16 protein-coding genes are annotated in these 26,049 nt (G+C 32.7%); 14 read left to right on the forward strand and 2 right to left on the reverse strand.

The window, feature by feature from the left end; translation table 11 throughout:
- The first annotated feature begins 447 nt into the window (after nt 1–447).
- Nucleotides 448–741, forward strand: a complete 294-nt coding sequence (locus H514_RS0106890) for a barstar family protein (protein WP_027446302.1) — start codon at nt 448–450, stop codon at nt 739–741.
- Between the two features lie 224 nt (nt 742–965).
- Here H514_RS0106890 and H514_RS0106895 read toward each other — a convergent pair whose 3' ends face one another.
- Nucleotides 966–2,180, reverse strand: a complete 1,215-nt coding sequence (locus tag H514_RS0106895; RefSeq protein WP_027446303.1) for a tyrosine-type recombinase/integrase — start codon at nt 2,178–2,180, stop codon at nt 966–968.
- Nucleotides 2,181–2,446: 266 nt separating this feature from the next.
- Nucleotides 2,447–2,680 carry a helix-turn-helix domain-containing protein gene (locus H514_RS0106900; RefSeq protein WP_027446304.1) on the reverse strand — a complete coding sequence of 78 codons (234 nt, stop codon included), beginning with the start codon at nt 2,678–2,680 and terminating at the stop codon, nt 2,447–2,449.
- Between the two features lie 656 nt (nt 2,681–3,336).
- Here H514_RS0106900 and H514_RS0106905 point away from each other — a divergent pair.
- The 13 genes from H514_RS0106905 (at nt 3,337) to H514_RS0106965 (ending at nt 25,451) form a co-directional block, all read left to right on the forward strand.
- The gene (locus H514_RS0106905; protein ID WP_027446305.1) at nt 3,337–4,911 is read left to right on the forward strand and encodes a tyrosine-type recombinase/integrase; all 1,575 of its coding nucleotides are present in this window, start codon (nt 3,337–3,339) and stop codon (nt 4,909–4,911) included.
- The gene (locus H514_RS23955) at nt 4,887–6,047 is read left to right on the forward strand and encodes a tyrosine-type recombinase/integrase (protein ID WP_027446306.1); all 1,161 of its coding nucleotides are present in this window, start codon (nt 4,887–4,889) and stop codon (nt 6,045–6,047) included. The genes H514_RS0106905 and H514_RS23955 overlap by 25 nt, the downstream gene beginning before the upstream one ends.
- Complete coding sequence (locus H514_RS0106915; RefSeq protein WP_027446307.1) at nt 6,028–6,939, forward strand: tyrosine-type recombinase/integrase; 912 nt, start codon at nt 6,028–6,030, stop codon at nt 6,937–6,939. The genes H514_RS23955 and H514_RS0106915 overlap by 20 nt, the downstream gene beginning before the upstream one ends.
- A 387-nt stretch (nt 6,940–7,326) precedes the next feature.
- Nucleotides 7,327–8,502 carry a tyrosine-type recombinase/integrase gene (locus H514_RS0106920; protein WP_027446308.1) on the forward strand — a complete coding sequence of 392 codons (1,176 nt, stop codon included), beginning with the start codon at nt 7,327–7,329 and terminating at the stop codon, nt 8,500–8,502.
- A 526-nt stretch (nt 8,503–9,028) separates the two neighbouring features.
- Entirely contained in the window at nt 9,029–10,909 is a 1,881-nt protein-coding gene (locus tag H514_RS0106925) for an N-6 DNA methylase (protein ID WP_027446309.1), read from the forward strand.
- Nucleotides 10,910–11,008: 99 nt separating this feature from the next.
- The gene (locus H514_RS22665; protein ID WP_231566564.1) at nt 11,009–11,194 is read left to right on the forward strand and encodes a hypothetical protein; all 186 of its coding nucleotides are present in this window, start codon (nt 11,009–11,011) and stop codon (nt 11,192–11,194) included.
- A gap of 65 nt (nt 11,195–11,259) precedes the next feature.
- Nucleotides 11,260–13,446, forward strand: a complete 2,187-nt coding sequence (locus H514_RS0106935) for a Z1 domain-containing protein (protein ID WP_027446310.1) — start codon at nt 11,260–11,262, stop codon at nt 13,444–13,446.
- A gap of 234 nt (nt 13,447–13,680) precedes the next feature.
- Nucleotides 13,681–15,150: a type I restriction-modification system subunit M gene (locus H514_RS0106940; protein ID WP_027446311.1), complete on the forward strand. Its 1,470-nt coding sequence runs from the start codon at nt 13,681–13,683 to the stop codon at nt 15,148–15,150.
- Nucleotides 15,150–16,355 carry a restriction endonuclease subunit S gene (locus H514_RS22670; RefSeq protein ID WP_051255062.1) on the forward strand — a complete coding sequence of 402 codons (1,206 nt, stop codon included), beginning with the start codon at nt 15,150–15,152 and terminating at the stop codon, nt 16,353–16,355. The genes H514_RS0106940 and H514_RS22670 overlap by 1 nt, the downstream gene beginning before the upstream one ends.
- A gap of 16 nt (nt 16,356–16,371) precedes the next feature.
- Nucleotides 16,372–19,710: a DEAD/DEAH box helicase family protein gene (locus tag H514_RS0106950; RefSeq protein WP_027446312.1), complete on the forward strand. Its 3,339-nt coding sequence runs from the start codon at nt 16,372–16,374 to the stop codon at nt 19,708–19,710.
- Nucleotides 19,711–20,225: 515 nt separating this feature from the next.
- Complete coding sequence (locus tag H514_RS0106955; RefSeq protein WP_027446313.1) at nt 20,226–22,691, forward strand: UvrD-helicase domain-containing protein; 2,466 nt, start codon at nt 20,226–20,228, stop codon at nt 22,689–22,691.
- A 115-nt stretch (nt 22,692–22,806) separates the two neighbouring features.
- Nucleotides 22,807–23,835 carry a hypothetical protein gene (locus tag H514_RS0106960; RefSeq protein ID WP_027446314.1) on the forward strand — a complete coding sequence of 343 codons (1,029 nt, stop codon included), beginning with the start codon at nt 22,807–22,809 and terminating at the stop codon, nt 23,833–23,835.
- Entirely contained in the window at nt 23,835–25,451 is a 1,617-nt protein-coding gene (locus tag H514_RS0106965) for an AAA family ATPase (protein ID WP_027446315.1), read from the forward strand. Before H514_RS0106960 ends, H514_RS0106965 begins: the two co-directional genes overlap by 1 nt.
- Nucleotides 25,452–26,049: the final 598 nt, after the last annotated feature.

Raw genomic sequence — 26,049 nt, forward strand, 5'->3', positions numbered from 1 at the left:
AAGCGTATTGTTTTGCCGATTGAATCTCCTTTATCATTGATCAGTCCGGCCTCATGATGACGCTTTCCAATATCAATACCAAGATAAATCATAGATATACCACCCATATAAGATTAATCAGATGTAAGGAATCCTCTTAACTTTATAGATACTCAACCTCGTTCGATATACGGCAACTAGGTACCATCCAGCTCATACGAATAGTTCTATAAAGAAAGAGGTGTCAGTCTTAAGCACGAAGACAATGCTTCAAGGGCGCAGAGCGACAACCTCTATCTGATTTAACCTCATTATACCTTCCTAAAAAGGTAATGAGGATTAAAAGCCAGAACAAATCTGACTAATAATAATATACGAGGGCGCTTTCCTGGAATAATCTATAGTGCACTTACTTTAAATTGAAAACAATTGAAGAAGAGTGGTAATTTTTTAATTGAGGTGTTTCATTTGAGTATAGAAAAAAATGATATGATTACAATTGATGTATCTACTATTAATACAGTACAAGAGTTACATATATTATTAAAAAAAGCCCTTGAATTTCCTGATTTCTATGGTGAGAACTGGGATGCTTTTTGGGATGCAATAACTGGACTTATTGATCTACCAATGAAGTTACAGTTTATTGGATGGTCTAATCTTGAGGATAAATTCCCTTCTGATGCCAATATATTATTAGAATGTCTTACTGAATTTAACGAAGAATTTCCCGAAGAGAAAAGGTTATTCTTATTTCACTAAATGCTACTAAGATGAAATATACTATTAAGAATATCTCGAATTCAAGTGTTCCGTTAAAGGGCGCAAATCTAGAATAAACAGTAAATGGACAGACCGTCAAATCCCCCCCTAATGATGAAAGGGGGGAAATGTAAACAATCTCTAGAATATTGATATATATTAGTTACGGCAAAACAAAATATATACTAAGTGAGACAAGACTCATGGAATCCTGCTAAACATGCTTAACTTATGCTTCTCATGAGTTTTCCAAACTTGTTAGAAGCCTTTTTCTTCATTTCCTTTGTCACATGACGATATATAAGTCTGGTAGTATCGTCATCAGAGTGTCCCAAGCGTTCCATAATATCCTCTATTACAACCTCTGCTTCTGCCAGTAATGATGTGTGAGTGTGGCGCAAAGAATGCGGAGTTAGGGTGTCACTTAATCCTGATAATTTTAGTAACCGCTCCATTCGGTCTTCAACTGTTTTAGTAAAGATAGGGTAACCAGGGTGTCTTTCTAGTTTGGCAAAGACAAAGTTTTGATCGGCATACGCATCTCCTAAACGCTTTTTGGCCTTTTCCTGTGAACATTTCAGGATTTCAAGTGCACTTATTACATCCTCTTCAACGGCAATCGTTCGTGCAGATGTAACTGTTTTAGGTGTGCCTAAAGTAAATTGAACCGTGTTATTATTTGGGTTGTAGTATGTTTTAATAATTCGAATTGTATGTTTGTCAAAGTCAATATCGTCCCATTGCAGTGCGACCAGTTCCCCTACACGCATCCCAGTGTAAGAAAGTGTGAGGAAAATAGGAAAGTCCATCTCTAACCCCTGTTTAGCAGCTGTTTTTAAGAATAAAGCGAGTTCTTCTTTTTCCATGTATTTTGGGATATCCTGTTCCTTTAATTGTTCGATGGTCTTCTTTTTCTTTTGTAAAACAACAAACTGAGTGGGGTCTTTTTTTATTAACTCCTTTTGAATAGCTTTCTTGAAAATCATTCTTCCGGTGCGATGGATACCATCTACAGTATTCGGAGCATAATGTTTTTTAAGGTCTTTTATTGCATCTTCATATTGGTCTGATTTGATATTTTTAAGTCTCAAATAAGCAAAGTAGGGCATTAACTTTTCAATTTCATGTTGTCTAACACGTATAGTGCCTGGCTTAACTTCCCGTTCTTCGCAATATAAAGATAGCCATTCTGGTGCGAAGTCCTTGAACAATTTATTACTTTCATCAATATATGTTTCATTTTTTACTTCATAAAGGAGTTCCCTAGCGGCAGCTTCTGCTGCTGCAAGGGTGCTAAAACCACTTCTTTGTCTTTGCCTTCTCTTACCAGTCATTGGATCTGTACCAATATCAATGGTAAAAGCATATTTAGCCCCGCAAGTACATCGACTAGATTCCTTTCCACATACACAATCTCTTCTATAGAAAGATCCTTTCATCATAAACAACCTTTCTTTTCACTTTAATTCGATTTTTGAAGGGATTTAACCTCACTCGGACGCATGCCTATATGGGAAATAATGAATAATATGGCATAAATCTTTTTTCTTCTTGAATCAGTATCTTTCACTTCTATAACTCCCTTTCTTTAGGAAAACTTAATATTGAATTTTGGTGAATCAATTTTATGAAAAGTTAAGGTAGCGAAAATAACAAATAGTGGCTGGTTAGTTGTCCGACCTTTCTAGTTGTTACTAACCCTAGCCTATCTTTGTTCTGTTTTCTTCTCTTTCTGTTGTTTAATCCACTGCTTTAAATCAGCTTTTTCAACTCTTTTAGAAATTCCAATTTCAAAGTTTGGAATACCACCGTGCTCAACATGGATTTGAAATAACTCATATACCCTTCTTCTAGATATCCCTAAGTATGCGGCAATGTGCTTTGCTTGCAATGTTTCTGGCAATGATTCCCATGTTGTGAATTCTTCTGTTCTGTTCATAAGTTCCCTCCTGTAATCAACAGAAAAAACCCCACAGATGTGGTAGAAAGACATACTGCGCCCAAGATAATAAGATCATAGATTTCAATCTTATTCCTTGGATTGGCAGGTTCTTCCTGATCCAATCTGTGGGGTTTATCCCATTTGATTTATATTATATTTTGTTTGAAAATTTTTGAATAACTTATGTTACATACTATAAAATGTCGAACTTCTGTTTGTCAAGAATTATTTTTGAGCGGAAAGTATATTGTCTCAATTCTATATCCATAAAAAAGAAATAACCCACCCTGTAATCTGGTCGATTTAGATGGGGTTATTTCTTCTCCCGTAAAAGCCACTGCATTTATTGGGATAAGCATAACTAAATATTGAAATGAAATTAAAATAACAAGATATATGGATGTTGAATCTTCTTCTTGTTTTATGGTTAAAACCAAATAAATACTAGAAACAAAAATTAATCTATGAATCTGTTGCCTTCTAAATGTTAATTTGTGTATAATAAAATCAAAGGGGAACTAAAGTATCTCCTGTATCCAAAAATACAAAATTAAATATCTTATATAAAAAGAGGGAGCACCTCTATTTGACAGATACCTTATATGGTACCTGCAAATAGAGGTGCTTTTCTTTTTGTAAAAAGGAGGGGGAAAATGCAAAAGGTTCCAACCAGCACAGACGATAAATTGTTAAAGGAAGTTCTACAATTAAACACAAAAAAGCTCTTTAGGATTAGTGAAGATGGAAATAATTCCCTTGAAGTTGCTGGTTTCGGAAGAAAAAAACAACAAATTGACAAAGTAAAAAAACTTTTAACAAAAAAATGTATAAAAGTGGAAAGCGTTGTTAAGAATGATGGAAAAGCTAATGTAGTTGAGGAGCTGATTTCCATTCTTAACAATGTGAATATCCAATTAGATGGGGTTATTAATAATCGGAAGGTTGAAAAGTCTAAAAATCTTGGTGAAAAAGGGGTAACAGAGTTTTTATTAACGAGATATTTATCCAATATATCTTCAAGAATTTTGCGTGACTTTTTAAAGGGATATAGGAAGATTAAGCCTGCTGCATTATACAGGTTAATAAATTCAATCATTGAATTTGAAGAAAAGCTCTCCGTTAAGTACAACAAAGATCCTAATGACTTAACCGAGAAGCAACTAGCAGATAGTGAAATCATGAAGAGCATGGTAACAAGTGGATTCTTCGCTAGGAAATATGAGCACCTTTATACCTTTATAGATCCAGCTAACACTATTGAAATCAATCACAAGGCAAAAACTAAAAATAAACTAGAACATGCGATAACGAATCTATACCTAAAGGATCTCCAGAGACGTAATGCATCTAAATCAAGAGTTGATAAGATGAATCAGCAAGTTAAGCATCACTTTAAATGGCTGTTAAGTTACAGGGAATTTGAAGGATACACGATAAATAGTATTCCTGTCTGGCTTGTAACTAGAGAGCATCTAATAGAATACAAAAACTACTTAATTAGAGAAAGTAAGGTAGGAAACACAACGATTTATACGAGTAATCGCCGCTTTAAGGATATAAAAACGTACTATAAGCGCTTATATGAATTAGAGCTTATAAAAGAAAACATAGGAGAGCATCTACCAAACATTAAAGCGAGTGATTATTTTTATAGAAAGTTACCTAAAGATCAAGAATTAGAAGCACTTTTTAACGCTATTACAATCTACTCTGATGATCCTGATAAAGATCGATTATCCTATGCTTTAATGCTATTGCTTGGTTTTAGAATGTGTGAACTTCACCGGATAAATTGGGAGGATATAAACCTTTCCTTGAGGACACTTGTTGTTCATTCCAAAGGAAAAAACACTCATATCTTACCAATACCAGACGAAATTTACGATCTTTTGAAGAGTATGGAATTTTTTGAAAAAAAGGGGCCTATTTTTAGAAGACCGAATGAAAAAGAGGGTACCTTCCGTAGTAGGTTTGTGGAGAATTTTACTCTATTTAAGACTTTAGCAAACTGGAATATAGATGGCGGACCTCATATGTTAAGACACTGTTATATCACAAACCTTGCCCGGAACAATGTTAGTTTAATCGACATTAAGACTTTAGCTAGACATGATTCATTAGTAACCACTTCAAAGTATATTCATTTTTATTCAAATGAACTTAGAGAAGCCCTTGATCAGGTGAAGATTGGGGGTACTAAAACATGGCTGCTCCAAGACAGAAATTAAAGAACGTTGAGTTAAACGAACAATTAAATGATTTAATCGGAAAGTTTGGCACAAAACTTGTAGAAAAACAGTTAAAAGAAATGGGATTAGCAAACAAAGAGATGGAGGCACCAAAACCAAAAGCAATTCCTACATTAGATGAAGCCGAAGATATTTTTTACAACTCTTCTACTTCATACTATATGCATAAAAGAGAAGTGACCAGAAAGGGATATAAAAGTGAATTAAAGACTTTTAAAAATTTTTGCAAAGAAAATTTACCAAAAAAGTCAAGAACACTCATTACCGAGATATTTAAGCCGGACTTTCTTAGTGAATATATTAATCAATATAAAAATGGTGGCACTAGAGATAAAAAGATAACTTTTCTGCGAGTTTTTCTTAAATCGGTTGCACTAGATATCTTTGATAAAAAGCAGATTAATAACCTTCTGAGAAATACGCTTAAAGTTTCGGGGAAAAATGCAGAGAATGATGTTCCAAAGGCGCTAACTCCCAAGCAGGTAGAGTTCCTTTTCGAAACTGTTAAAGAGACGACATCTGCTATAAGGAATTATACGATTTTGTGGGTGTTGATTGGATCAGGGATAAGGGTAAACGGTTTGGTGAACCTTCGAATTGAAGATGTTTGTTGGGAGGACCAAGCTATCATGGTCATTCCAAAAGGGAAAGAGACTAAAGAGAAATTTTATATGACACCAGTATCATTTGAAGTACTTACTCATTATATTGAATTTCGACATGGCAACAAAAAAAAGGAACTTTCGAAAGCGAAGTATGAAAGTATATTCATATTCTCTTCCAACACCAATAGCAGAGCTATTGCAACAAGTACAGTTCGAGAAATGATGAAGAGCTTAAAAATGAAGGGTGTCCAAGCTAATATATTTTCTGAGGACGACACGCTTTCACCACATATTATGCGACATACATTTGCTCTGTACGCGTTGGAATCCGGCATTGATATTTATAAGATCCAAAAACTACTAGGACATGATTCTGTTGATACAACTCAAACGTATCTACGACTATTTTCACATCAACTCAAAGAAGAGTTGAAAAAGCATAGGTATGCAAATGTAGAATTAGAGTTTATGACTAATAAGGAGGCCTTATATGGAAAATTTAGTTCTTGATTCGGTCTATTATGATAAATGGTATAGACTAGCGAATTTAAAAGACAGTTCTAAAGAGCGGATGAAAATACCCCTAAAAGAACTTGGAAACTTTATTAGGGAGTTTGGTTACAGTGGTGCAGAGTTAAACTTTGATAAATTTTATTATTCGGAAGAGGATGATGGCTACGAACCGTTAGACCTTGATTTTGTTGAAAGTTATGTTGAATTCCTTAAAGACAATAAAACAGAACAATCCCTGCGCTCGCACTTCAGTGCAGTAAAAAGTTTTTTCAACTTTCTTGAAAGTATGGAGATGATTGAGGAAAATCCTTTTGGAAGATATCCAACTTCTTTTCATAAACAGACCTTAAAAAATCGGGCACTAAGCCCTGATGAAAGTGATAGTCTATTACAAGCAGCCGCATTGCTTGATCCATTTTTTCTTCAGTATGCTGTATTAATTCTTACATGCTTAACTTGTGGGCTACGATCAAGAGAGCTATGTAATTTAAAGCTCTCGCAAGTTAATTTTGATATAGGAACGATCGTAATCAATAAAGGACAGAAAACCTTTGCTGGTTCAGTTCACATGTTACCATCCTTGTTAAAGTATATGAAGGCTTACGTTGAACACCCATACTTTTTAGAATGGCTTGGACAAGAGAGGGATAAAGAGCTATTTTTCATGGATAGCAAGCCACTAACAAATCAAAAGTTGAATGGATTAATCAAAAAAATAGCAGAAAAAGCGAACATTAAACGAAATGTCACTTCTCATGATTTACGAGCAACTATGTGTTATTTAATGTATCTTGAGGGTTACCCCATTCACATAATCCAAAGGCAAATGAGGCATAAGAAAGAATGGACTACACTTAGTTACTTACCTATCAAGAACAGACTTACTTAACAGGAGTGATGTAAATTGCTTCAGATAAATCTTGAAAATAATTTATCGCCTTTAGTTGAAATCAAGTAAAAGCTCAAATATAGTTAAGATAGATCAAAATTAATTAAGCAAAGAAATGCATTGTTTCTAGAAGAACTAGGGCGATGGATTAGTGACCTCACTATCCGTCTGCCCTTTTTTATTTGTTATTTTTCAACTGGTGTAACAATTGAAAGGGGTGATTCATGGAAAACAATAGATGCTTCATACATGTCAAAATACGCGTTTGAGAGTAAAGCAAAACTTGAATTAAGAGTTACATTAAATATAAAAATCAAAAACAAGTAAGTATGTGAATCAATGTTTGTTAATAGAAACCTTACATACTTAAAAACTGGAGGTAAAAGGATGCCTAAGAAAGTATTTGAAAATGAAAAGAAGACAAGGTATGCAGTGATTTACGATGTGAAGATTGACCCACAGACTGGAAAAAGCTATATGAAGCAAAAATCATTTCCAACAAATGAAGAAGCTGATCAGTTTCTTGAAGAACTTGGTAGCGATAAAAGTGAAATTAGTATTCTATTGGGTACAGAACAAAAAGAGCAACAGGCAAAAAAGGTCCGTTTTAATGAATTCCTAGAAGACTCGTTTTATGGGGAACAAGCTCATATGATTTCAAACCAGACTTTCAGAGTGAAACAAGCATTATTAAACAAACATATTGTTCCATACTTTAGTGGTAAGTATCTTCATGAAATTACTGAACAAGAAATAGCAGAACTGTTTGCGGAAAAAGACCGTGAAGGATATTCGAAAAGTACAATTAAAAACATTCATGGCATATTATCTACCTTGTTTCGCTCAGCTGTGCAAAGAGGTTATCTTGATAAGAATCCTGTGCGCTTCATGAAGAAAGTAAAAACTCCGAATGGTATTACTAAAGTTTTGAGTGAATCAGAAGTGAAAAAGCTCCTTGAAGTGGCTCACTTAGCAGGCGAAGGTATTATGTATGAACTTGAAATATATACAGGCTTACGGTTAGCAGAGCTATTGGCGTTATCATGGAGTGATATTGATTTAGATAAACAGACGATAATTGTTAAGAAGAATGTTGCAAATGAAGGGCATGGCACACATACCATAATGGGAATGAAAAGCGGTTCCCGAAAGGTAGTAATACTCTCATATTTGTTACCAATGCTACAAAAACACAAAGAAGAACAGCAATTAATGAAGAAAGAACTTGGCGACCGATATGACAATGAATTTGATCTTGTTTTCCCGAAAAAAGACGGTGGGGTTCAAAGCCCATCTGCCGTTCGTGCTAGGTTTAATCGTTTAGTTGAGCAAGCGGGCATTCAAAAAATTACCTTCCATGACTTAAGAAGAACGCACGCTAGTTTGCTTGTTAAGGCTGGGGTCCCTCTATACCTTGTAAGAAAGCAAATGGGTTACAAGAGTGTCGATACACTTTTTCACTTTTTGCCACAACAATTTCCCGATTCAATGAAATCAATTAAACTCTTTAGAGGCAATGACAAAGAAGATGATTTTGATAAGAAACTACCTAATGACTTGTAATAGTGAACTTAAAAGAAGCTCAGACTTGATGGTTTGAGCTTCTTTAATTTCTCTTAGCTTCTGAATGGTTTGGTACTTGTCGTTTTTTAGTTTGTGTGTGTTTTCAAAGAGTGTCTTTTACTTATAGTATATGAACACAATTTACGGGGAGGAATTACTATGAATAAATCAAAACAAGAATTTGTTTTTAAATTGATGCAGAAGATTTAACATGTGGTGTGGATTTTGAAGTAATCACTGACACACTATATCACGAGATTGATAGTGAATTGGCTAACCATTATATGACACGGTGTTGTGAAATTCAAACTACTAATAAAGCTCACCTATTCAAATAAAGATTCTATTTTTAATTTAGAATTGATCTTAAATTTAAACCAATAATAAATCATAAACAACACAGTGAAATTAAGTTAGTAATTTAATTATCAAAAAGTATTGACCTGGTATTTATAATGGTATATATTTAATTTAACAAATCTTAGTAATCGAATAACTAACTTAATGCAAGGGAGATGTTAACCTTATGGAGGATAATGTGTTATTTAATCAATTGGATATATTGCGTGGAGATTTACCACTAGAAAAAATGAAAAATGTAGCTATTCCAATTTATAGTCTGCAGTTTCTTAAAAACAATCAAAAGATTCCTGAAGAAGCTACGGTTAGTAACGTATTAAAACATGAAGATAACCTGGTGGGAAGTTTAATACATGCATTTAATATTGTTGAAAACGAATATCCGGAATTAAAGGGTATATATGATATCTTTCCGTCAAAAGAGTTAAGTCAGAAAGTGTTATTTAACTTCTTACTTCAAGTGAATAATATGAAGTTTGCTAATAACGTTTGGGCTGACTTAATGGAAAAATTGTTTAACTATCTTTATGAAAACGAAGGTAAAAAAGGTGGTGCGCATTATTCACCAGAAAGTGTCAATCAGTTAGGGATTGCATTATTACAACCACAATCAGGCACTTTTTATGATGGTGCTGCGGGTGTAGGTGCGACGACTGTAGAAGCACAAAAGTATGCAAGAGAAACTAATGGGAACATCCAACTGTTCGGGCAAGAAGTGAATTATAACAATTGGGCGTTGGCGAAGTTCAATTTACTTTTTCATTGTGTAGAAAATGCTGACCTTCGGTTAGGAGATACACTCCTTAAACCAGCATTTGTTGAGGGGAAGAATATAGAAAAATTTGATCGAGTTATGATGGATTTTCCATTTTCGATGAACATAACTGATTATGAAAATTTGATAGATGATACGCTTAATCGTTTTATTTATGGCAAGCCACCAAGAAGAAGTGCTGATATGGCTTTTATTATGCATGGATTGGCATCATTAAATCAAAAGGGAAAGGCAGTTTTTGTTGTAACTAATGGCACATTGTTTAGACAGGGGGTTGAAGGAACAATTCGTCAGAACATGATTACGGCTGATGTTGTTGAAACGGTAATCGCATTGCCAGAGAATATTTATGCTGAAACCGGCATTCAGACGAATTTACTTGTCTTAAATAAAAATAAGCCTATTGAACGTCAAGGCAAAATATTATTTATTAATGCAGAAGAAGAATTTAAACAATTAAATAGACGAAGAAAACTTTTGAATCATGAAAATATTAAAAAGATTGTTAATGCGTATGAAAAAGGAACCCAAATAAAAGGTTTCAGTAAATTTGTTAAGACAAATATGATTGAGGATGCAGATCTGTTGTGTAAACGTTACTTGGAAGATGGTGAAATTGAAGTCGATACGTTTGGAAAGGTAAAAGTTTCACAAGACAAAATTAATAATCAACCTAATAACAAATCTCTATCCAATTTAACGGAGTCCATATACAGGGGCTTAAATGTTTCTTCTAAATCAGTAGAAGAAGGGGTTGGAGAATATAAAATCATAAAACTTTCAGATGTGAAAGATGGCGACATTAATCTCGAGGAACTAACGCAAGTTACTTTAAAACGTAAATCAAAAGTGGAAATGTATCTCGTACAACGTGGAGATCTCATTATTTCGAACCGAGGAACAAGTATAAAGATAGCTGTTGTACCACATGTCGATGAGAATATCATTTTGTCTCATAATTTCTTGGGGATTAGGTGCAACAATCAACTAGATCCATATTTTCTCAAAGAGTATTTAGAAAGTCCAGTCGGTCAATACATGCTTACAAGTAAGCAGATAGGTACGAACATCTTAACGATAAATCCTAAAGATCTTGAGGATATAAAAATACCAGTACCAGAAATAGAAGCACAAATGGAAATTGTTGAGGGATTTCACGACATGAAAAGTAGTATCCAAGAGAGGCTACAGCAGTTAGAGGAAGAGAAGAAGCAATTACAACTACAGTTATATGATTATATGGGAATTCGAGATTCATTTGAAATTATCTAGTGATGGAGGATGATAAATCATGGAATCGAAATATTGGAAGGTTGTGTTACGTTATGGTCATGTAGGACAAAAGAATGAAGTAAGTGTAGCGAGGTTTCTGTGACAGAAGCCACATACACCCCAATTATGGTAATGGATTTAGCTTCTGAAATGTCTGGTGTTAAAAGTAATGGGATTTGTCAGGTTAATGAGGTGAATCAGGAAGATTACCTTACTGGTAAAAGAACAGAGGTTGAAAACTTTTATCTTCAGAGGTTAAAGGAAGAAATCAGCATTATTGCATAAAGGTCTGTAATGTAAATGTATTTTACGACATATGACAATGATAATAAGTGGGGAGGAAATAAACAATGAGAACAGCTCAATTATCACTTGAAACTAAAGGAAGTTTTTACACCTTTTTAGATAGCAAAAACAATTATGGGCAAGATTACTTAAAGTGTATGGAAAACACAGTAAACAATCTGGTGAAACAACAAACATCAGCCAATAAACCTGGAATGTTACTAGGGAAAATTCAATCCGGTAAAACCAGAACTTTCCTTGGAATAATGGGGTTGGCTTATGATAATGATTATGATGTTGTTATTATTCTAACCAAAGGCACGAAAGCATTGGTTAAACAGACAATAGCTAGGTTAAATCAGGAGTTTGATGGAATGATTACTCGTGATAAGATGCGAGTTTACGATATTATGACTCTACCTTCGAATTTAAGTAAGTGGGAACTAAATAAAAAGCTTGCCATTGTTGTCAAAAAAGAAACTAGAAATATGGATAGGATCAGTGATGCGTTGTTTGATACCTATCCAGAACTAAAGGATAAGAATATATTATTTATTGATGATGAAGCAGATTTTGCTAGCGTATCCTATGAGAATAATTCTGAGAAGAATGTTATTGATATGAAAGTTATAGCAACAAAGGTAGATAATATAAGAGCAAATTTAAATCAAAGCTCTTTCTTACAGGTCACAGCAACTCCTTATTCACTTTACCTTCAGCCAGATGAAAGAGAAATAAATGATTTTCTCAAATTTGAACCTGTTCGACCTGCGTTTACTGAATTAGTACCAATTCATGATAAGTATGTAGGTGGCGAAATGTACTTTGATGAGTCAAAAAATGAAGATTCACCAGCATACTTTTTATATCAGGAGATATCTGAAAATGATCTAGAAGTTATGAAAAAAATGGATTTACGGCGTGTTCGAAAAGAAAACCTGTTAGCTCAAAAGAATTTATATAACTTAAATCAGGCTGTTATCAACTTTATTGTAGGTAGTTGTATAAGAAGGTGGCAACAAAGGTATCAAAATGATGATGAAGAGAAATATTCTATGGTTGTTCATACTGAGAGGGGAAAACAGGCACATGATTGGCAACAAGAGCTTATCAACTTAATATTAGAGGACTTAGCTGACTTAGTTAAAGAGAATAATAATTTGTTTGTTGAATGGGTTAAAGGTTCTTATAACCATTTAATGAAATCTGTAAGATTAGTCAACATGCCAGAACCCTCATTTAATGAAGTTTTAGAAGAGGTTAATGAAGCATTAATTCAAGAAATGGTAGTTGTGTCGACAGTTAATTCTGATAAAGATGTGGAAGAGTTATTAGATTCTACTGGACAACTGCAACTTCGGACACCAATGAACATTTTTATCGGAGGCCAAATTCTCGATAGAGGAATAACTATAGGTAATTTAACAGGATTCTTTTATGGTAGAAACCCAAAATCTTTTCAACAAGATACTGTGCTTCAACATTCACGAATGTATGGAGCAAGGACCATTGAAGATATAGCTGTTACTAGGTTTTACACTACTAGAAAGATTTATAATATTATGGAGAGAATTCATGAATTTGATACCGAATTAAGAGAAGCTTTTGAAAAGGGACATGATCAAGGGATAGTTTTCATTCAGAAAGATACATCAAATAAAATTGTTCCTTGTAGTCCGAATAAGATATTGCTTTCAAACCTTATAACTCTGAAGCCTCATAAGCGATTATTGCCTTTCGGATTTCAAACTGGATATAAGACGCATATTAGAAAAAAAGTAGAAAAGATCTCTGAAATGGTTAATGAAATAAAACAATATTCACCACAGGTAATTGAAGGTGATGCGTTTTTAGCACCTTTAGGTGAAGTGAAGAACATTCTTTCAAAAATCCATGAAACACTTGTTATGGAAGATGGATATGAGTGGGATTTAGATGAGTATTTTTCTATTTTGGACTATTTAACATTAGATGAAGAAGAAAAGCTTGTTTGGATTATAGTACGAGAAGAAAGAGAGATGAGTAGAATCGATTCTCAGGGTAAGTTTGAGAATTCTCCTGATTCATCTAAAGGAAATAAATCTGAATTGAAAGTTGCCAAAAAAGTTGCAGTTGATCGCCCTGCTGTTATGTTACTAAAACAAAAGGGTGATGCAGATAAAGGATGGAGAGACACACCTTTTTGGTGGCCAGTAATGTTAGCTCAGTTAAACATTGAATCTACGATTTATGCTAAAGATACTATTAAGTAATAATCTATGGAAATATCAACTGCTTCTAAAATTCCACAGGATAAAGTGGGGTTTTGAAAGAAGTAAAAGTTCCTGATTTCTGTTTTAATGAGTGTATTAGAAAGTGATTAAGTGTTTTTTAAAAAAAGAAAAGGTTGGTGGTAAGAGTTGTTAATGAACTTTTACTGCCAACTATTATATGTGGTTTGACATAGTGATATAATAACTGGATGGAAGAATTAAGGAGGTATCTGGATGATAACAGGTGAAATAAAAAGTAAAGTCGATAAAATATGGGAAACATTCTGGACCGGTGGTATAACAAACCCACTAACTGTAATCGAACAATTTACGTATTTATTATTTATTAGAGGATTAGATGAACAAGAGATAACGAAAGAGCAGGAAGCGGAGTTTCTTGGTATGGAACATCAAGGCTTATTTCCTAAAGACAAGCAACATTTGCGCTGGAATCATTTTAAGCAACTTGGTTCATCTGAAGAAATGTATGAAGTTGTATCTGAAGAAGTGTTTCCTTTTATCAAGACTTTGCATGGCAAAGAAGAATCAGCATATTCGAAATATATGAATGATGCAATGTTTATGATACCAACTGCCAATATGCTTTCTAAAATTGTTGATGGCATTGATAACATCCCTATGAAAGACAGAGATACAAAAGGGGATTTATATGAGTACTTGCTATCAAAAGTAGCAACTTCTGGGACAAATGGGCAGTTCCGTACACCACGTCATATTATAGATATGATGGTAGAACTCATGAAACCAACACCCGAGGATGAAATTATTGATCCAGCAATGGGATCAGCAGGTTTTCTTGTATCTGCTGCTGAGTACTTACGTAAAAACCATAGTGATTTGTTCTTAGTTCAAGGGTTAAAAGAGCATTTTAACAATACGATGTTTTACGGGAATGATATGGATAGAACAATGTTACGTATCGGTGCAATGAACATGATGCTTCATGGTATTGATAATCCTAATATTGATTACCGAGATTCACTTGCAGAAGTGAATCAAGATAAAGAGCAATATACGCTAGTATTTGCAAACCCTCCATTTAAAGGTTCTCTAGATGAAGAAGGGGTTTCAAATGAATTATTAAAACTTACAAAAACAAAGAAAACAGAAATACTATTTTTATCTCTTTTCATCCGTATATTAAAATCTGGTGGTCGTGCAGCTGTTATTGTACCAGACGGAATATTATTCGGAGGTTCAAAAGCTCATAAAAAAATACGAAAAGAAATTATTGATACACATAAACTTGAAGCAATTATAAAAATGCCTAGCGGAGTATTTAAACCATATGCTGGAGTATCAACTGCAATTATGATTTTCACAAAAACAGGTTCAGGTGGAACTGATAAAGTATGGTTTTATGACATGAAAGCAGACGGTCTTTCTCTTGATGATAAAAGAATTCCAATAAAAGAGAATGATATTCCAGATATCATTAATCGATTTAATAATTTACAATTTGAGACTGAAAGAAAGCGTACTGAACAATCTTTCTTTGTGACAGTTGATGAGCTACGTGAAAATGACTATGACTTATCTATTAACAAATATAAAGAGATTGAATATGAGGAAGTAGAGTATGAGGAGCCTAAGCAACTACTAAATAAAGTAGAGAAATACGAACAAGAAATATTGGAGAATATAGGCGAATTAAAAAATTTAATTAGCTTGGATGTGAAATAATGAGTATCAAATCAGTTAAGTTAGGAGATGTTTGCTCAGTAAAAGGGGGCTATGCTTTTAAAAGTAGTGAGTTTGTAAATAATGGTGTACCTGTATTGAAAATTGCAAATATCACCAAAAATTTAATTCATTTTGATGAAAATTCTAGTTTTTTCGATGAAGCAGAAATTCATAAATACAGCGATTATATTGTAGAAGATGGGGATATCTTAATAGCTTTATCTGGAGCTACTACAGGGAAATACGGAATTTTTAATTATAAAGAAAAGGCTCTACTTAATCAGCGAGTAGGTAGAATTAGACCAATATCGAATTTAATTGTTCCAAAATATCTTTACTATTTCATGAGTAAACTTCAGGAAAAGATATTGTATAAAGCAGGGGGGGCAGCACAACCGAATATAAGCACTAACGAAATTGCGAAGTTGTCAATACCACTGCCACCTTTAGAGTCACAAAAGCAAATTGTGAATGTATTAGATTTGGCAAAAGAGTTAATCAACAAACGTAGAGACCAAATTTTAGCATTAGATGAGATGACACAATCATTGTTTTTAGAGATGTTTGGAGATCCCAAAATAAACCCTAAAAACTGGCCTGTTGGAACTATTGAGGATCTTTCTATAAAAACTCAATACGGAACAAGTAAAAAAGCAGATGAACAAAACGGTAGTTATTCTATATTGAGAATGAATAATATTACTTATAATGGTGGTTGGGATTTCAGCAGTCTCAAATATATTGATTTAAATGACAAAGACAAAGAGAAGTTTTTAGTTAACAAAGGTGAGTTACTGTTTAATAGAACTAATAGCAAAGAGTTGGTTGGAAAAACAGCAGTTTATCGTGAAGATGAACCTATGGCTTTTGCAGGTTATTTAATTAAGTTGATCTGTAATGAGAAAGCTAATGAAGAGTTTATATCAGCATATCTCAATTCCAAGTATGGAAAAGTTGTTTTAAATTCTATGGCAAAAAATATTGTCGGCATGGCCAATATAAATGCAAAAGAGTTGAAAAGCATTTCTATATATATTCCTCCGAAGGATTTGCAAGATGAATTTGCTGACATTAATTTGAAAATAATGAAAAAAAGAGAGCTATTATTAAAAGGATTAGATAAATTAGAAGAACAATATCTATCACTATTACAAAGCGCCTTCAAAGGAGAATTATTTGCTCAAGCAAAGGTTTCTAATCTATAAATGAGGAGGTATATATTTGACAACAAACTTTGGTTTTCTTAAAGAAAAAACTCAATATCTTAGTTTTACTAATGCTTGCTCAGAAGCAGAAAAAGCATTAATTGTGAGTCCAGCGACGTGTGCAATATTAACACGTCGCGCTCTTGAGCTTGCTGTGAAGTGGCTTTACAGTTCTGACAGTGAATTAAAAGTTCCTTATCAAGAGAATTTATCGAGTTTGATTCACGATCCTAATTTTTTATCTATTATTGATGAAGACTTACTACCTTTGTTAAAGTATATCGTTAAGCTAGGTAATGTTTCAGTCCATACCAATGCAAATATTGATCGTGATGAAGCAACTTTATCTCTACACAACCTACACCAGTTTATTGCTTGGATTGATTACTGTTATTCGGATGAATATACAGCAAAAGAATTTGATGAGTCTTTATTACAACATGGGGAAGAGAAACGTGTTCGACCAAAAGAATTGCAAGATTTATATGATCAATTAAGCTCTAAAGATAAACGCTTAGAAGAAATGATGAAGGAAAACGAAGAGATCCGTAAGATAAATACTAATAAGCGTGAATCAAATAAAAACCAATATGATTTCCAAGTCGATGAGATTACTGAATTTGAAACAAGACAGAAGTATATTGATCTTGATTTGAAGTTAGCAGGCTGGGAATTCGGTAAGAACGTTATGAGGGAATACGAGGTAACAGGAATGCCGAATGATCAAGGCGTTGGTTTTGTTGATTATGTATTGCTTGGGGAAAATGGTAAACCAATAGGTGTGGTAGAAGCTAAAAGAACGTCGAAAGATCCTGGTGCCGGTAAGCAACAAGCTAAACTTTACGCTGACTGCATTGAACAAATGTATGGGCAACGTCCTGTTATTTTTTATACGAATGGCTTTGAGACTTATATTTGGCATCAACCATATCCACCACGGAGAGTATTTGGTTTCTATAGTAACTCCGACTTAAAATTAGTAATTGATCGTCTCACAATGAAGCGTGAACTAAAAAATATTGAAATTAACGATGACATTACGAATCGTTATTATCAAAAGGAATCAATATTAGCAGTTTGTGACGCGTTAGAACAAAATCAGCGAAAGATGCTTTTAGTTATGGCAACAGGTAGCGGGAAAACAAGAACAGCAATTTCTATTGTGGATGTTCTTTCTCGACATAACTGGGTTAAGAACGTTTTGTTTCTAGCAGATCGTAAGACCCTTCTACTTCAGGCGAAGAAAAATTTTAATAACCTTTTGCCAAGCTTATCGTTATGTAATCTCTTAGATAACAAAGAGAATCCCGATGAAAGTCGGATGGTCTTCTCAACTTATCCAACGATGATGAATGCCATTGATGAGGTAAAACGGAAAGATGGCAAGAAGTTATTTACTATAGGTCATTTTGACTTAATTATTGTAGATGAGTCCCATAGAAGTATCTATAAAAAATACCGTTCAATCTTTAATTACTTTGATGGCATGCTTCTAGGATTGACTGCAACTCCAAAGGATGAAATTGATAAAAATACGTATGATGTATTTAACCTTGAAAGTGGTGCGCCAACATATGCTTACGAGTTAGAGAAAGCTGTTGAAGATGAATATCTGGTGGATTACAGAACAATTGAAACAAAAATGAAATTCCTCGAAGAAGGTATTCGTTATGATGATTTATCAGATGAAGAGAAAGAATTATATGAAGAAACGTTTGAGGATGAAGTAGGAGAGGATATTGATAGCGGAGCCTTAAATGAGTGGTTATTTAATGCTGACACTATTGATACCGTTCTTAAAAATTTAATGGAAAAGGGAATTCATGTTGAAGGTGGAGACAAACTTGGCAAAACTATTGTCTTTGCTAAAAATCATCAACATGCGCTGAAGATAGTTGAAAGATTTGATGCACTATTCCCTGAATATGGTGGGGAATTTGCCAAAGTCATCGACTATAGTGTGAACTATTACCAATCATTAATTGAAGATTTTTCTACACAGGAAAAGATGCCACAGATAGCTGTGTCAGTTGATATGCTTGATACTGGTGTAGATATTCCCGAAGTTGTAAACTTAGTGTTCTTTAAGAAAGTCCGCTCAAAATCAAAGTTCTGGCAAATGATTGGTCGAGGAACACGGTTATGCCCAGATCTGTTGGGTGTAGGACAGGATAAAACACACTTTCTAATTTTTGATTATTGCGGTAATTTTGAATTTTTTAGAGAGAACCCCAAAGGTATGGAAGCGAAAGCGACTGAAAGTTTGACGGAAAAGCTATTTAATTCAAAGCTTGAAATTATCAAAGAGCTTCAGGGGATGGAATATCAAACAGAAGATTATATATCACATCGTAACGAAATTATTAATGATGTCTTTGCAGATATTAATGCATTAGATGATGAAAATTTCCGGGTTCGCCAACATCTACAACATGTTCATAAATATAAAAATAAAGATAACTTGAACTCTTTAACCGTAATGAACGTAAATGAAATAAAAGAACATATATCACCTATTATTGTTCCATTTAATGATGACGAATTTGCCAAACGCTTTGACCTAGTATTGTACACAATTGAGTTAGCTAAATTACAAACAAAAAATGCTACTAAGCCTATTCGTAGCGTTGTTACAACTGCAGAAGCATTATCTAAGTTAGGAACAATTCCTCAAGTGGTTGAACAACAGCCTATTATAAATAAGGTTCTAACAGAAGAGTTTTGGGAGAGTGCCGACATCTTTGAACTTGAAAGTGTACGTGAAGCATTGCGTGATCTTATCAAGTTTATTGAAAAAGAAAAGCAGAAAATGTACTTTACCAACTTCAAAGACCAAGTACTTGAAGTGAAAGAGAGCGGTCCAATCTTCCATGCGAACGATTTGCAAAATTATAAGAAAAAAGTTCACCATTATCTTCAGCAACACAGAGATCAGTTAGCGATTCATAAGTTAAGAAATAACAAGCAGTTAACGGATCAAGATTTAAAGTCCTTAGAAGATATTCTTTGGAATGAATTGGGTACAAAAGAAGACTATAAAAAGGACTTTGGGGATACCCCTGTAACAAAACTTGTGAGGCAAGTAGTTGGATTAGACCCACAAGCTGCCAATGATGCATTTTCCGAGTTTTTATCTACTGAAAATCTCAATATTCAACAAAGTAGATTTGTTAAGCTTATTGTGGACTATGTTGTAAGAAATGGGGTAATGGATAAAAAAGTTTTACAACAGGATCCGTTTAAGTCAGTAGGAAGCATAGTTGAATTGTTTAAAGATAATATGGATGATGCCCATAGGATTATTGGGATTATCGATGAGATAAATAGAAATTCTGAAGAGATTTCTGGAGCATGAATTATATTTGGCACTAGTTCAATTGAAGGCACTTAATATTATTTTAGGTGCCTTTAATTTTACCAATGGTGACTAACCACAAACCTTGGGCTCTATCTCTAGTAATTCGAATTCTACAGAAAGAATAATACTTTCCAACATTTAAAATCATATTAGAGAATTATGGGCATTGGTAATACTAGCGGATAATTAGTAATAATATTCTTCATTCATAAGAATACAATAAATTTCGAAGTTTTGTGGAAGTGTGCTTACTGATTTAATTAGGAATTACATAATAGAACTAAAATAAGTAGATATTGTAACTAAGACAAATGAAAGCTTCATAAAGTAGAACTAAGTTTATAAGAGATGACTCCGACATTTAGCCGGAGTCATTTTTTAATGTAGTAATCAAATTTCTCATATAAAAAATCATAAATTGGGAAGGAAGTCGTGATGGTTTGTCGAATTTTGGAATAAAGGAAACGTTAATTTTGTCATTGAGTTAAGAGAATAACTAGGTGGTGATAAGGTTGAGTAAAGAAGGTAAGACGAAAGGTTTATTCCCTTTTAAGCCAGGTTTATGTACTAAAAGTGCACACATTAATTATAGTCAATTCCCACGTTCTTCTGAATTTGAAACTAAATATTTTGAAGATACAAAAGAAATTGCCCAGAAGGACTTAGAAAACATAGAAGCTAAAAAAAATACAGATTACCAAGCAGGAATCACAATATCTACTAATAGAGCTCTTAGAACAAAAGATAGGGAAGTGAAAAAACCAATTTTAGAGGAGCAAACAAAAAAGCCTTATTTTGGTAGGCTGGATATTTTGAATGAAGAAGGGGATAAAGAAACTGTATATATAGGAAGAAATGGTATGGCAGATGATAATGATATTCGAGTGTACCATATTCTTTCAGCTTTTGGAGCTATATACAATCAATCAAAAATTGGTGATTTAAGCCATGATAAATTAGGGGAAGTCACTGTAAATTTAAAAAGACAAATAGAAAGTGAAAATGGTGAGTTTATAAATTTCCATGACTTAAAGTGGGATGAGGAAAAAGGTTATTTTGATCCTGTATTAGAAAAAAGGCTGAATGATAATGCAAAAGAAAAGTTGTCAGAAATTTGGGAGACAATACAAGCCGAGCAAGATTTAGTTATGAGGAAGAATATATCAGTACCGATATTCATTCAAGGATCTGCCGGGAGTGGAAAAACAGTCATAGCACTCCACCGAATTTCTTATTTACTATACGAGCATAAAAATATAAATCCAGATAAGATATTAATAATGGCCCCTAATAACATGTACTTAAACTACATTAAAGATATATCTCCGGATATCAATAAGGTAAACCAATCAACTTTTGAAGAATATTGCATAAACAGGTTGCCTTTTAAGAAAAATAAATTCAATATGAAAGATTATTTCCATTATTTTAAGCAAAATATGGAGGATGATTCTGAATATCTATCTATAAAGGAAAAAGGTAGCATTGAATATAAAAATAAGCTTAATGATTTCTTAGAAACAAGTGATTTCCTTGAAAAGTATCTACCAAAAGAAGGTATAAACATTGAGTTTGATGATGTGAATTTTACTTTTACTTTAGAGAGAATTCATAAATTAGCAAAGGATTATATAGAAAACTCCTCTTTTAAAGTAGCTAAAGAACGAGTATTAAAAACTATTAAACAGGAATCTAAATCAAAACAAGGAAAAAAAGACTGGGGATTTGACGACAGAGGATACGAAAGGTTAATTGATAAAGAAATTTTGAAATTGGATAAGTCGTGGAAAATCCCAAGTGTATTTGAAATATATTTTGATTTTTGCACAAACATAGAAGTAATGAAGGCGATTATGGTAGAGGAAAAAGCTGAACTTATTGTTGAGAATAACAAAATCAATAAATCAAAAAAATTAGTAACGTATGACGATTTACCTGCTTTACTGTTTATTCAACAAAAATATTTTGAGGGAATTGGTATTCTACATAAAAGGAAGAATCAAAGTCAACCTACTCAGGAAGGCTATGATTATGTTTTAGTAGATGAGATTCAAGATTATAGTCCTTTCCATATTTTTATGATTCAGCAAGTAGTTAAAAATTCTAGAATGACACTACTCGGAGACTTGGGACAAGGCATATTTTCTCCAAGAGGAATAGATAATTGGGATACAGCATTTGCTTCATTACAAGGTGATGCCAAGGATGAATATGAATATATTGAATTAAGCACAATATATCGCTCAACACTAGAGATTGTAAATTATGCGAATCAAATATTAAAACCATATAGTCAAGATAGATATACACTATCCAATCCAATTGGTCGTGAAGGTCCTAAACCAAGACACCACAAATTTAATTCGATGAATAACCAATTAGATCAAATAATAAGTTTATGTAATGACCTAGATGAGCAATCTTTTGAGAGCATAGCTATCATCACAAAAGATTGGGAAGAGGCGTTTGCCCTCTACAGTGGACTAAAACACAAAATCAAAAATGTAGAGTTAGTTGGTGAATCTTCCAAAGAGATAACTGGAGGTATTATTATTAGTCCAGTATATCTTACAAAAGGTTTTGAGTATGATTCAGTAATTATTGCAAATGCTTCAAGGGACGTGTATGAAGACTCATATTATTCACGAAAACTATTATACGTAGCAGTAACAAGAGCACTACATCAAGTACATGTACTATATAGAAATGAACTAACTTTACCTTTAATGGAAATTCAACAGCCTTCAAAGGCAAAAAACATTAGAGAAGAATTAAAGAATAATCAAAAGATAAAAGATGAAATTGATCAAAGTTTGGAAACTAATAAGAAGAGCCTAATAACAAAAGTAGAAAGCGAATTGAATACTATTTTTAATAATCAAGCAGAAGAAATATATGAGTTGAAAAAGAAAGTGGCTAGGCTTGAGCAAGAGGTTGAGTACTATAAAAAGAAGTACTTAAAAAATAAAAAAGGTTAATTTCTATCTATTCTCTTATTCAACCAATTAAACATTACTTATTTTTCCAAATTAACCTATAAACTTTTATATATGTCTTAATAGAAATAATATACTTGTTGAGAGGATTTTATCTATGCCATATACGATCAAGTCTTCTGAGAAACTTAGACCGGCTGGTGCTGAATATGAGACGAAGGCACTGTTATACTTGATGAACTTTAGGGTTGATAGTTCTGAAGTCTATTATTATGTTGTGGACTTTTTTAACGATTTAACAGGAATGAATAGAACTGGCAGAAAAATGTGGGACATTCAATCTAAAGGGGCAAAGAATTCTTCACCTAAAGCACTAGGAAAAGAACTAGTTACTTTATTTAAAAATCATACAAGTGATTTTGAATTCGATTGTTTTGTATTATTTTTAGGAGGGGTGTCAACTACTGTCAGGACCGATCAAAGTAAAAATATTTTTGATATCAAAAATATTACACCAAGCGCATATAAAAAAATGAAACAAGGATTATTAGAAGAGTGCTATGATAAAAGTTATATAGATAATAAAAACATTAACGATAAAGAGCTAGATGAATTTTTGTGTAAAGTTCAATTTGTTGTTGATGATAAAAAGCCCCATGAATATGTAAAATCTATTATTAAGACCCATACAAAGTTAATTCCTAATGAAGAAATATTAAATACTATTTTTAATGAGATTAGAGATAAACAAGCAAGTAAAAAATATGCCAGTGTCGTGGAGAGTATTACCATTGAAACAACTCATGAAGCGTTAAACCATTTTCGGCATCTGACTACTGGAGAGATTAGATTATTAACTATTTCTCGAATTATTAACAGAAATCTTTTTGATAAAGGAGTTCCTTTATCCTTTTATATTATTTTAAATAGTGTACCAGATGAAAGGAAAAAAGATGTGATCCTAGAAAGCCAATTGGCATTGTCTAAAGCTTTGTTTAATAAAAATAATGCAGATAGTTTTTGGAGCTTATTTGAAAATATTTATTCAACAATAGTTCATAATCCTGATGATAATGTAAATATGCTTTATGAAAAGTTAAATCATGATAAAGTCGATCAGTGTTACGATTTTGAGGTTATTTCATTAAAGTATTTTATTTCTTTAATTAAGGACGGTATTGAATAATGCTAATAAAAAAAGTTGCTATAGGTAATGAACATGAAGCATTTATTGAAAACAGATTTTCGGATAAAATGAATATTATTTCTAGTGATGATAACAACCGAGGGAAGACAATATTAATTCAAGGTATGATGTACGCACTAGGCAATAATCCTGTATTCCCATCAACATTTAATTATACTAATTATTATTATATAGTTGAATTTCTTCATAACGATATTATATATAAAATATGTAGAAACAAGGATTTATTTTTTATTCAATTTAATGAATCTTTGATAATTTTTGAAAATGTTTCCGAATTGAAGCGGTATTGGCATAAAAATATAAGTTCATTGCCAATTATAACTAAAAATGATTTCAAACGAATAGTTGATCCAGAACTTTACTTACAAGTATTTTTTGTAGGACAAGACAAAAAAGATACTTCTAATATCGCAAATAAAGGATTGTACAATAAAGAAGATTTCAAAAATATGCTTTATTCACTAGCTGGAATAAAGAATGATATTGTGGATATCGATAATATTAAAAACATTAGACAGAAAATTTCGAATTTAAAAGATGAGAAGAAGCTTCTATTGAAACAATCAAAAATTTTGAAATCTCAGAAGAAACCTATAGCATATTTAAGCAGCACTAATGACAGAATAAATTTTAAAGATAGTCTAAAAAAAATTGAAAAAGTTAAGGGGAAATTAACAGAATTAAATAAAGACCGTAATAAAAATATAAATAGAAAATTTAAATGCGAAATAACGATTAAAGAGTTAAATTCTTTAAATAGAAATTTAGAATCCGGTGAATTGGTATGTTTAGAATGTGGATCCAACCATATTGGTTACAAAGCTACCACTAAGCAAAAGTATTCTTTTGATATATCAACACCAGAAATACGAAAGCAAATTCTGGAGTCTCTTAATAATAAAATTCAGGATTATCAAGAAGAAGTTGAACGTATAACTTTATTAATTAATAAGGAACAATCTAAACTTAAAGAACTATTATCTGTTGAGGAAATATCATTAGAATCATTAGTTGCATATAAAGATGATGTGCTTAGTGTTTCAGACGCTGAAAACAAATTAAACTCTATCGAAGATGATTTAAAAAAATTAGAAAATCAAAAGAAAGAAGCTTCAAATGACATAGAAGGTGTTAAAGAAGAACAAAACAACCTCTATTATTCGATTCTAAGCACAATGAATGAAAGTTATAATTCAGTTGATCCTTTAGGTAATATAGAGTTCGATAATATCTTTACTAAAAAAACAGAAACTTATTCTGGCAGTGAACAAACTATTTATCATTTAGTTAAAGTTTATTCTCTAGCCAAAATACTAAAACATGATTATCCAATTGTTGTTGATTCATTCCGTGCAGAAGATTTATCGACTAAAAAAGAAAAAGTTATTTTAGATTTATTTAAAAAATTGGATACTCAAATAATATTAACAACCACCTTGAAAAGTGAAGAAATTGGAAAGTATGACAAAAAAGAGTTTGACTTTATTAACCATATTGATTATTCTAATCATTCTCCAAGTAAAATTCTTCAATCTAGGTATGTAGATGAGTTCAAAAAACTTCTTGGTGGTTTTTCTATAAATTTTAGATGAGGATAATGGGGTACACGGGATTGTTGATTATATTAACCACAACTTTTTCTTTTTAATGGTGACTGAATAATAAATATTTCGAGGAATTGTGAAGAAGTTCTAGAGGTTTTACATAAATTTATTACATAGCCTTAACGAATCCAAATCATACATGTCCTGTTTTTGACTTTTAATCACCACGATTAATTATTAGTAAGCAATAACGAAAAAGGTAAATATTACTACATCTTTAATTTTGCAATCACCAAACAACCCAAGTTGTGTGTGTAGATAGAACAAATTCCACTTTTCAAGGAGCTAAAATGCTAACATTTTGCTAACGCAATCCAGTAAAAAACGATAAATTCCTGTTAAAGATGTTACAGCCAACAATATTCAAAACGTTGATTTACCGCACTGTACGCATACACCGTTAAAGATATTACACACTCTCACCATAGGGGCGGCATGATGTGATGACCGCTCTACCCCTTGATATATAAGGGTTTTGAAGTAATTTGCTAACAAAATGCTAACATAGTGTAAAAAAATAAAGGCTTCTCATTAGTTGATTAAACTTTTGAGAAGCCTCTTTTGATTGTTGTTATGGAAGGGCTTG

The sequence above is a fragment of the Pontibacillus marinus BH030004 = DSM 16465 genome (assembly GCF_000425225.1).
Classification (GTDB): domain Bacteria; phylum Bacillota; class Bacilli; order Bacillales; family BH030062; genus Pontibacillus; species Pontibacillus marinus.

What these genes read in the sequence shown, in the direction of transcription:
- H514_RS0106895 (WP_027446303.1), bottom strand. Translation starts at nt 2,180, where the DNA reads ATGAAAGGATCTTTCTATAGAAGAGATTGTGTATGTGGAAAGGAATCT.
- H514_RS0106900 (WP_027446304.1), bottom strand. Translation starts at nt 2,680, where the DNA reads ATGAACAGAACAGAAGAATTCACAACATGGGAATCATTGCCAGAAACA.
- H514_RS0106905 (WP_027446305.1), top strand. Translation starts at nt 3,337, where the DNA reads ATGCAAAAGGTTCCAACCAGCACAGACGATAAATTGTTAAAGGAAGTT.
- H514_RS23955 (WP_027446306.1), top strand. Translation starts at nt 4,887, where the DNA reads ATGGCTGCTCCAAGACAGAAATTAAAGAACGTTGAGTTAAACGAACAA.
- H514_RS0106915 (WP_027446307.1), top strand. Translation starts at nt 6,028, where the DNA reads ATGGAAAATTTAGTTCTTGATTCGGTCTATTATGATAAATGGTATAGA.
- H514_RS0106920 (WP_027446308.1), top strand. Translation starts at nt 7,327, where the DNA reads ATGCCTAAGAAAGTATTTGAAAATGAAAAGAAGACAAGGTATGCAGTG.
- H514_RS0106925 (WP_027446309.1), top strand. Translation starts at nt 9,029, where the DNA reads ATGGAGGATAATGTGTTATTTAATCAATTGGATATATTGCGTGGAGAT.
- H514_RS0106935 (WP_027446310.1), top strand. Translation starts at nt 11,260, where the DNA reads ATGAGAACAGCTCAATTATCACTTGAAACTAAAGGAAGTTTTTACACC.
- H514_RS0106940 (WP_027446311.1), top strand. Translation starts at nt 13,681, where the DNA reads ATGATAACAGGTGAAATAAAAAGTAAAGTCGATAAAATATGGGAAACA.
- H514_RS22670 (WP_051255062.1), top strand. Translation starts at nt 15,150, where the DNA reads ATGAGTATCAAATCAGTTAAGTTAGGAGATGTTTGCTCAGTAAAAGGG.
- H514_RS0106960 (WP_027446314.1), top strand. Translation starts at nt 22,807, where the DNA reads ATGCCATATACGATCAAGTCTTCTGAGAAACTTAGACCGGCTGGTGCT.
- H514_RS0106965 (WP_027446315.1), top strand. Translation starts at nt 23,835, where the DNA reads ATGCTAATAAAAAAAGTTGCTATAGGTAATGAACATGAAGCATTTATT.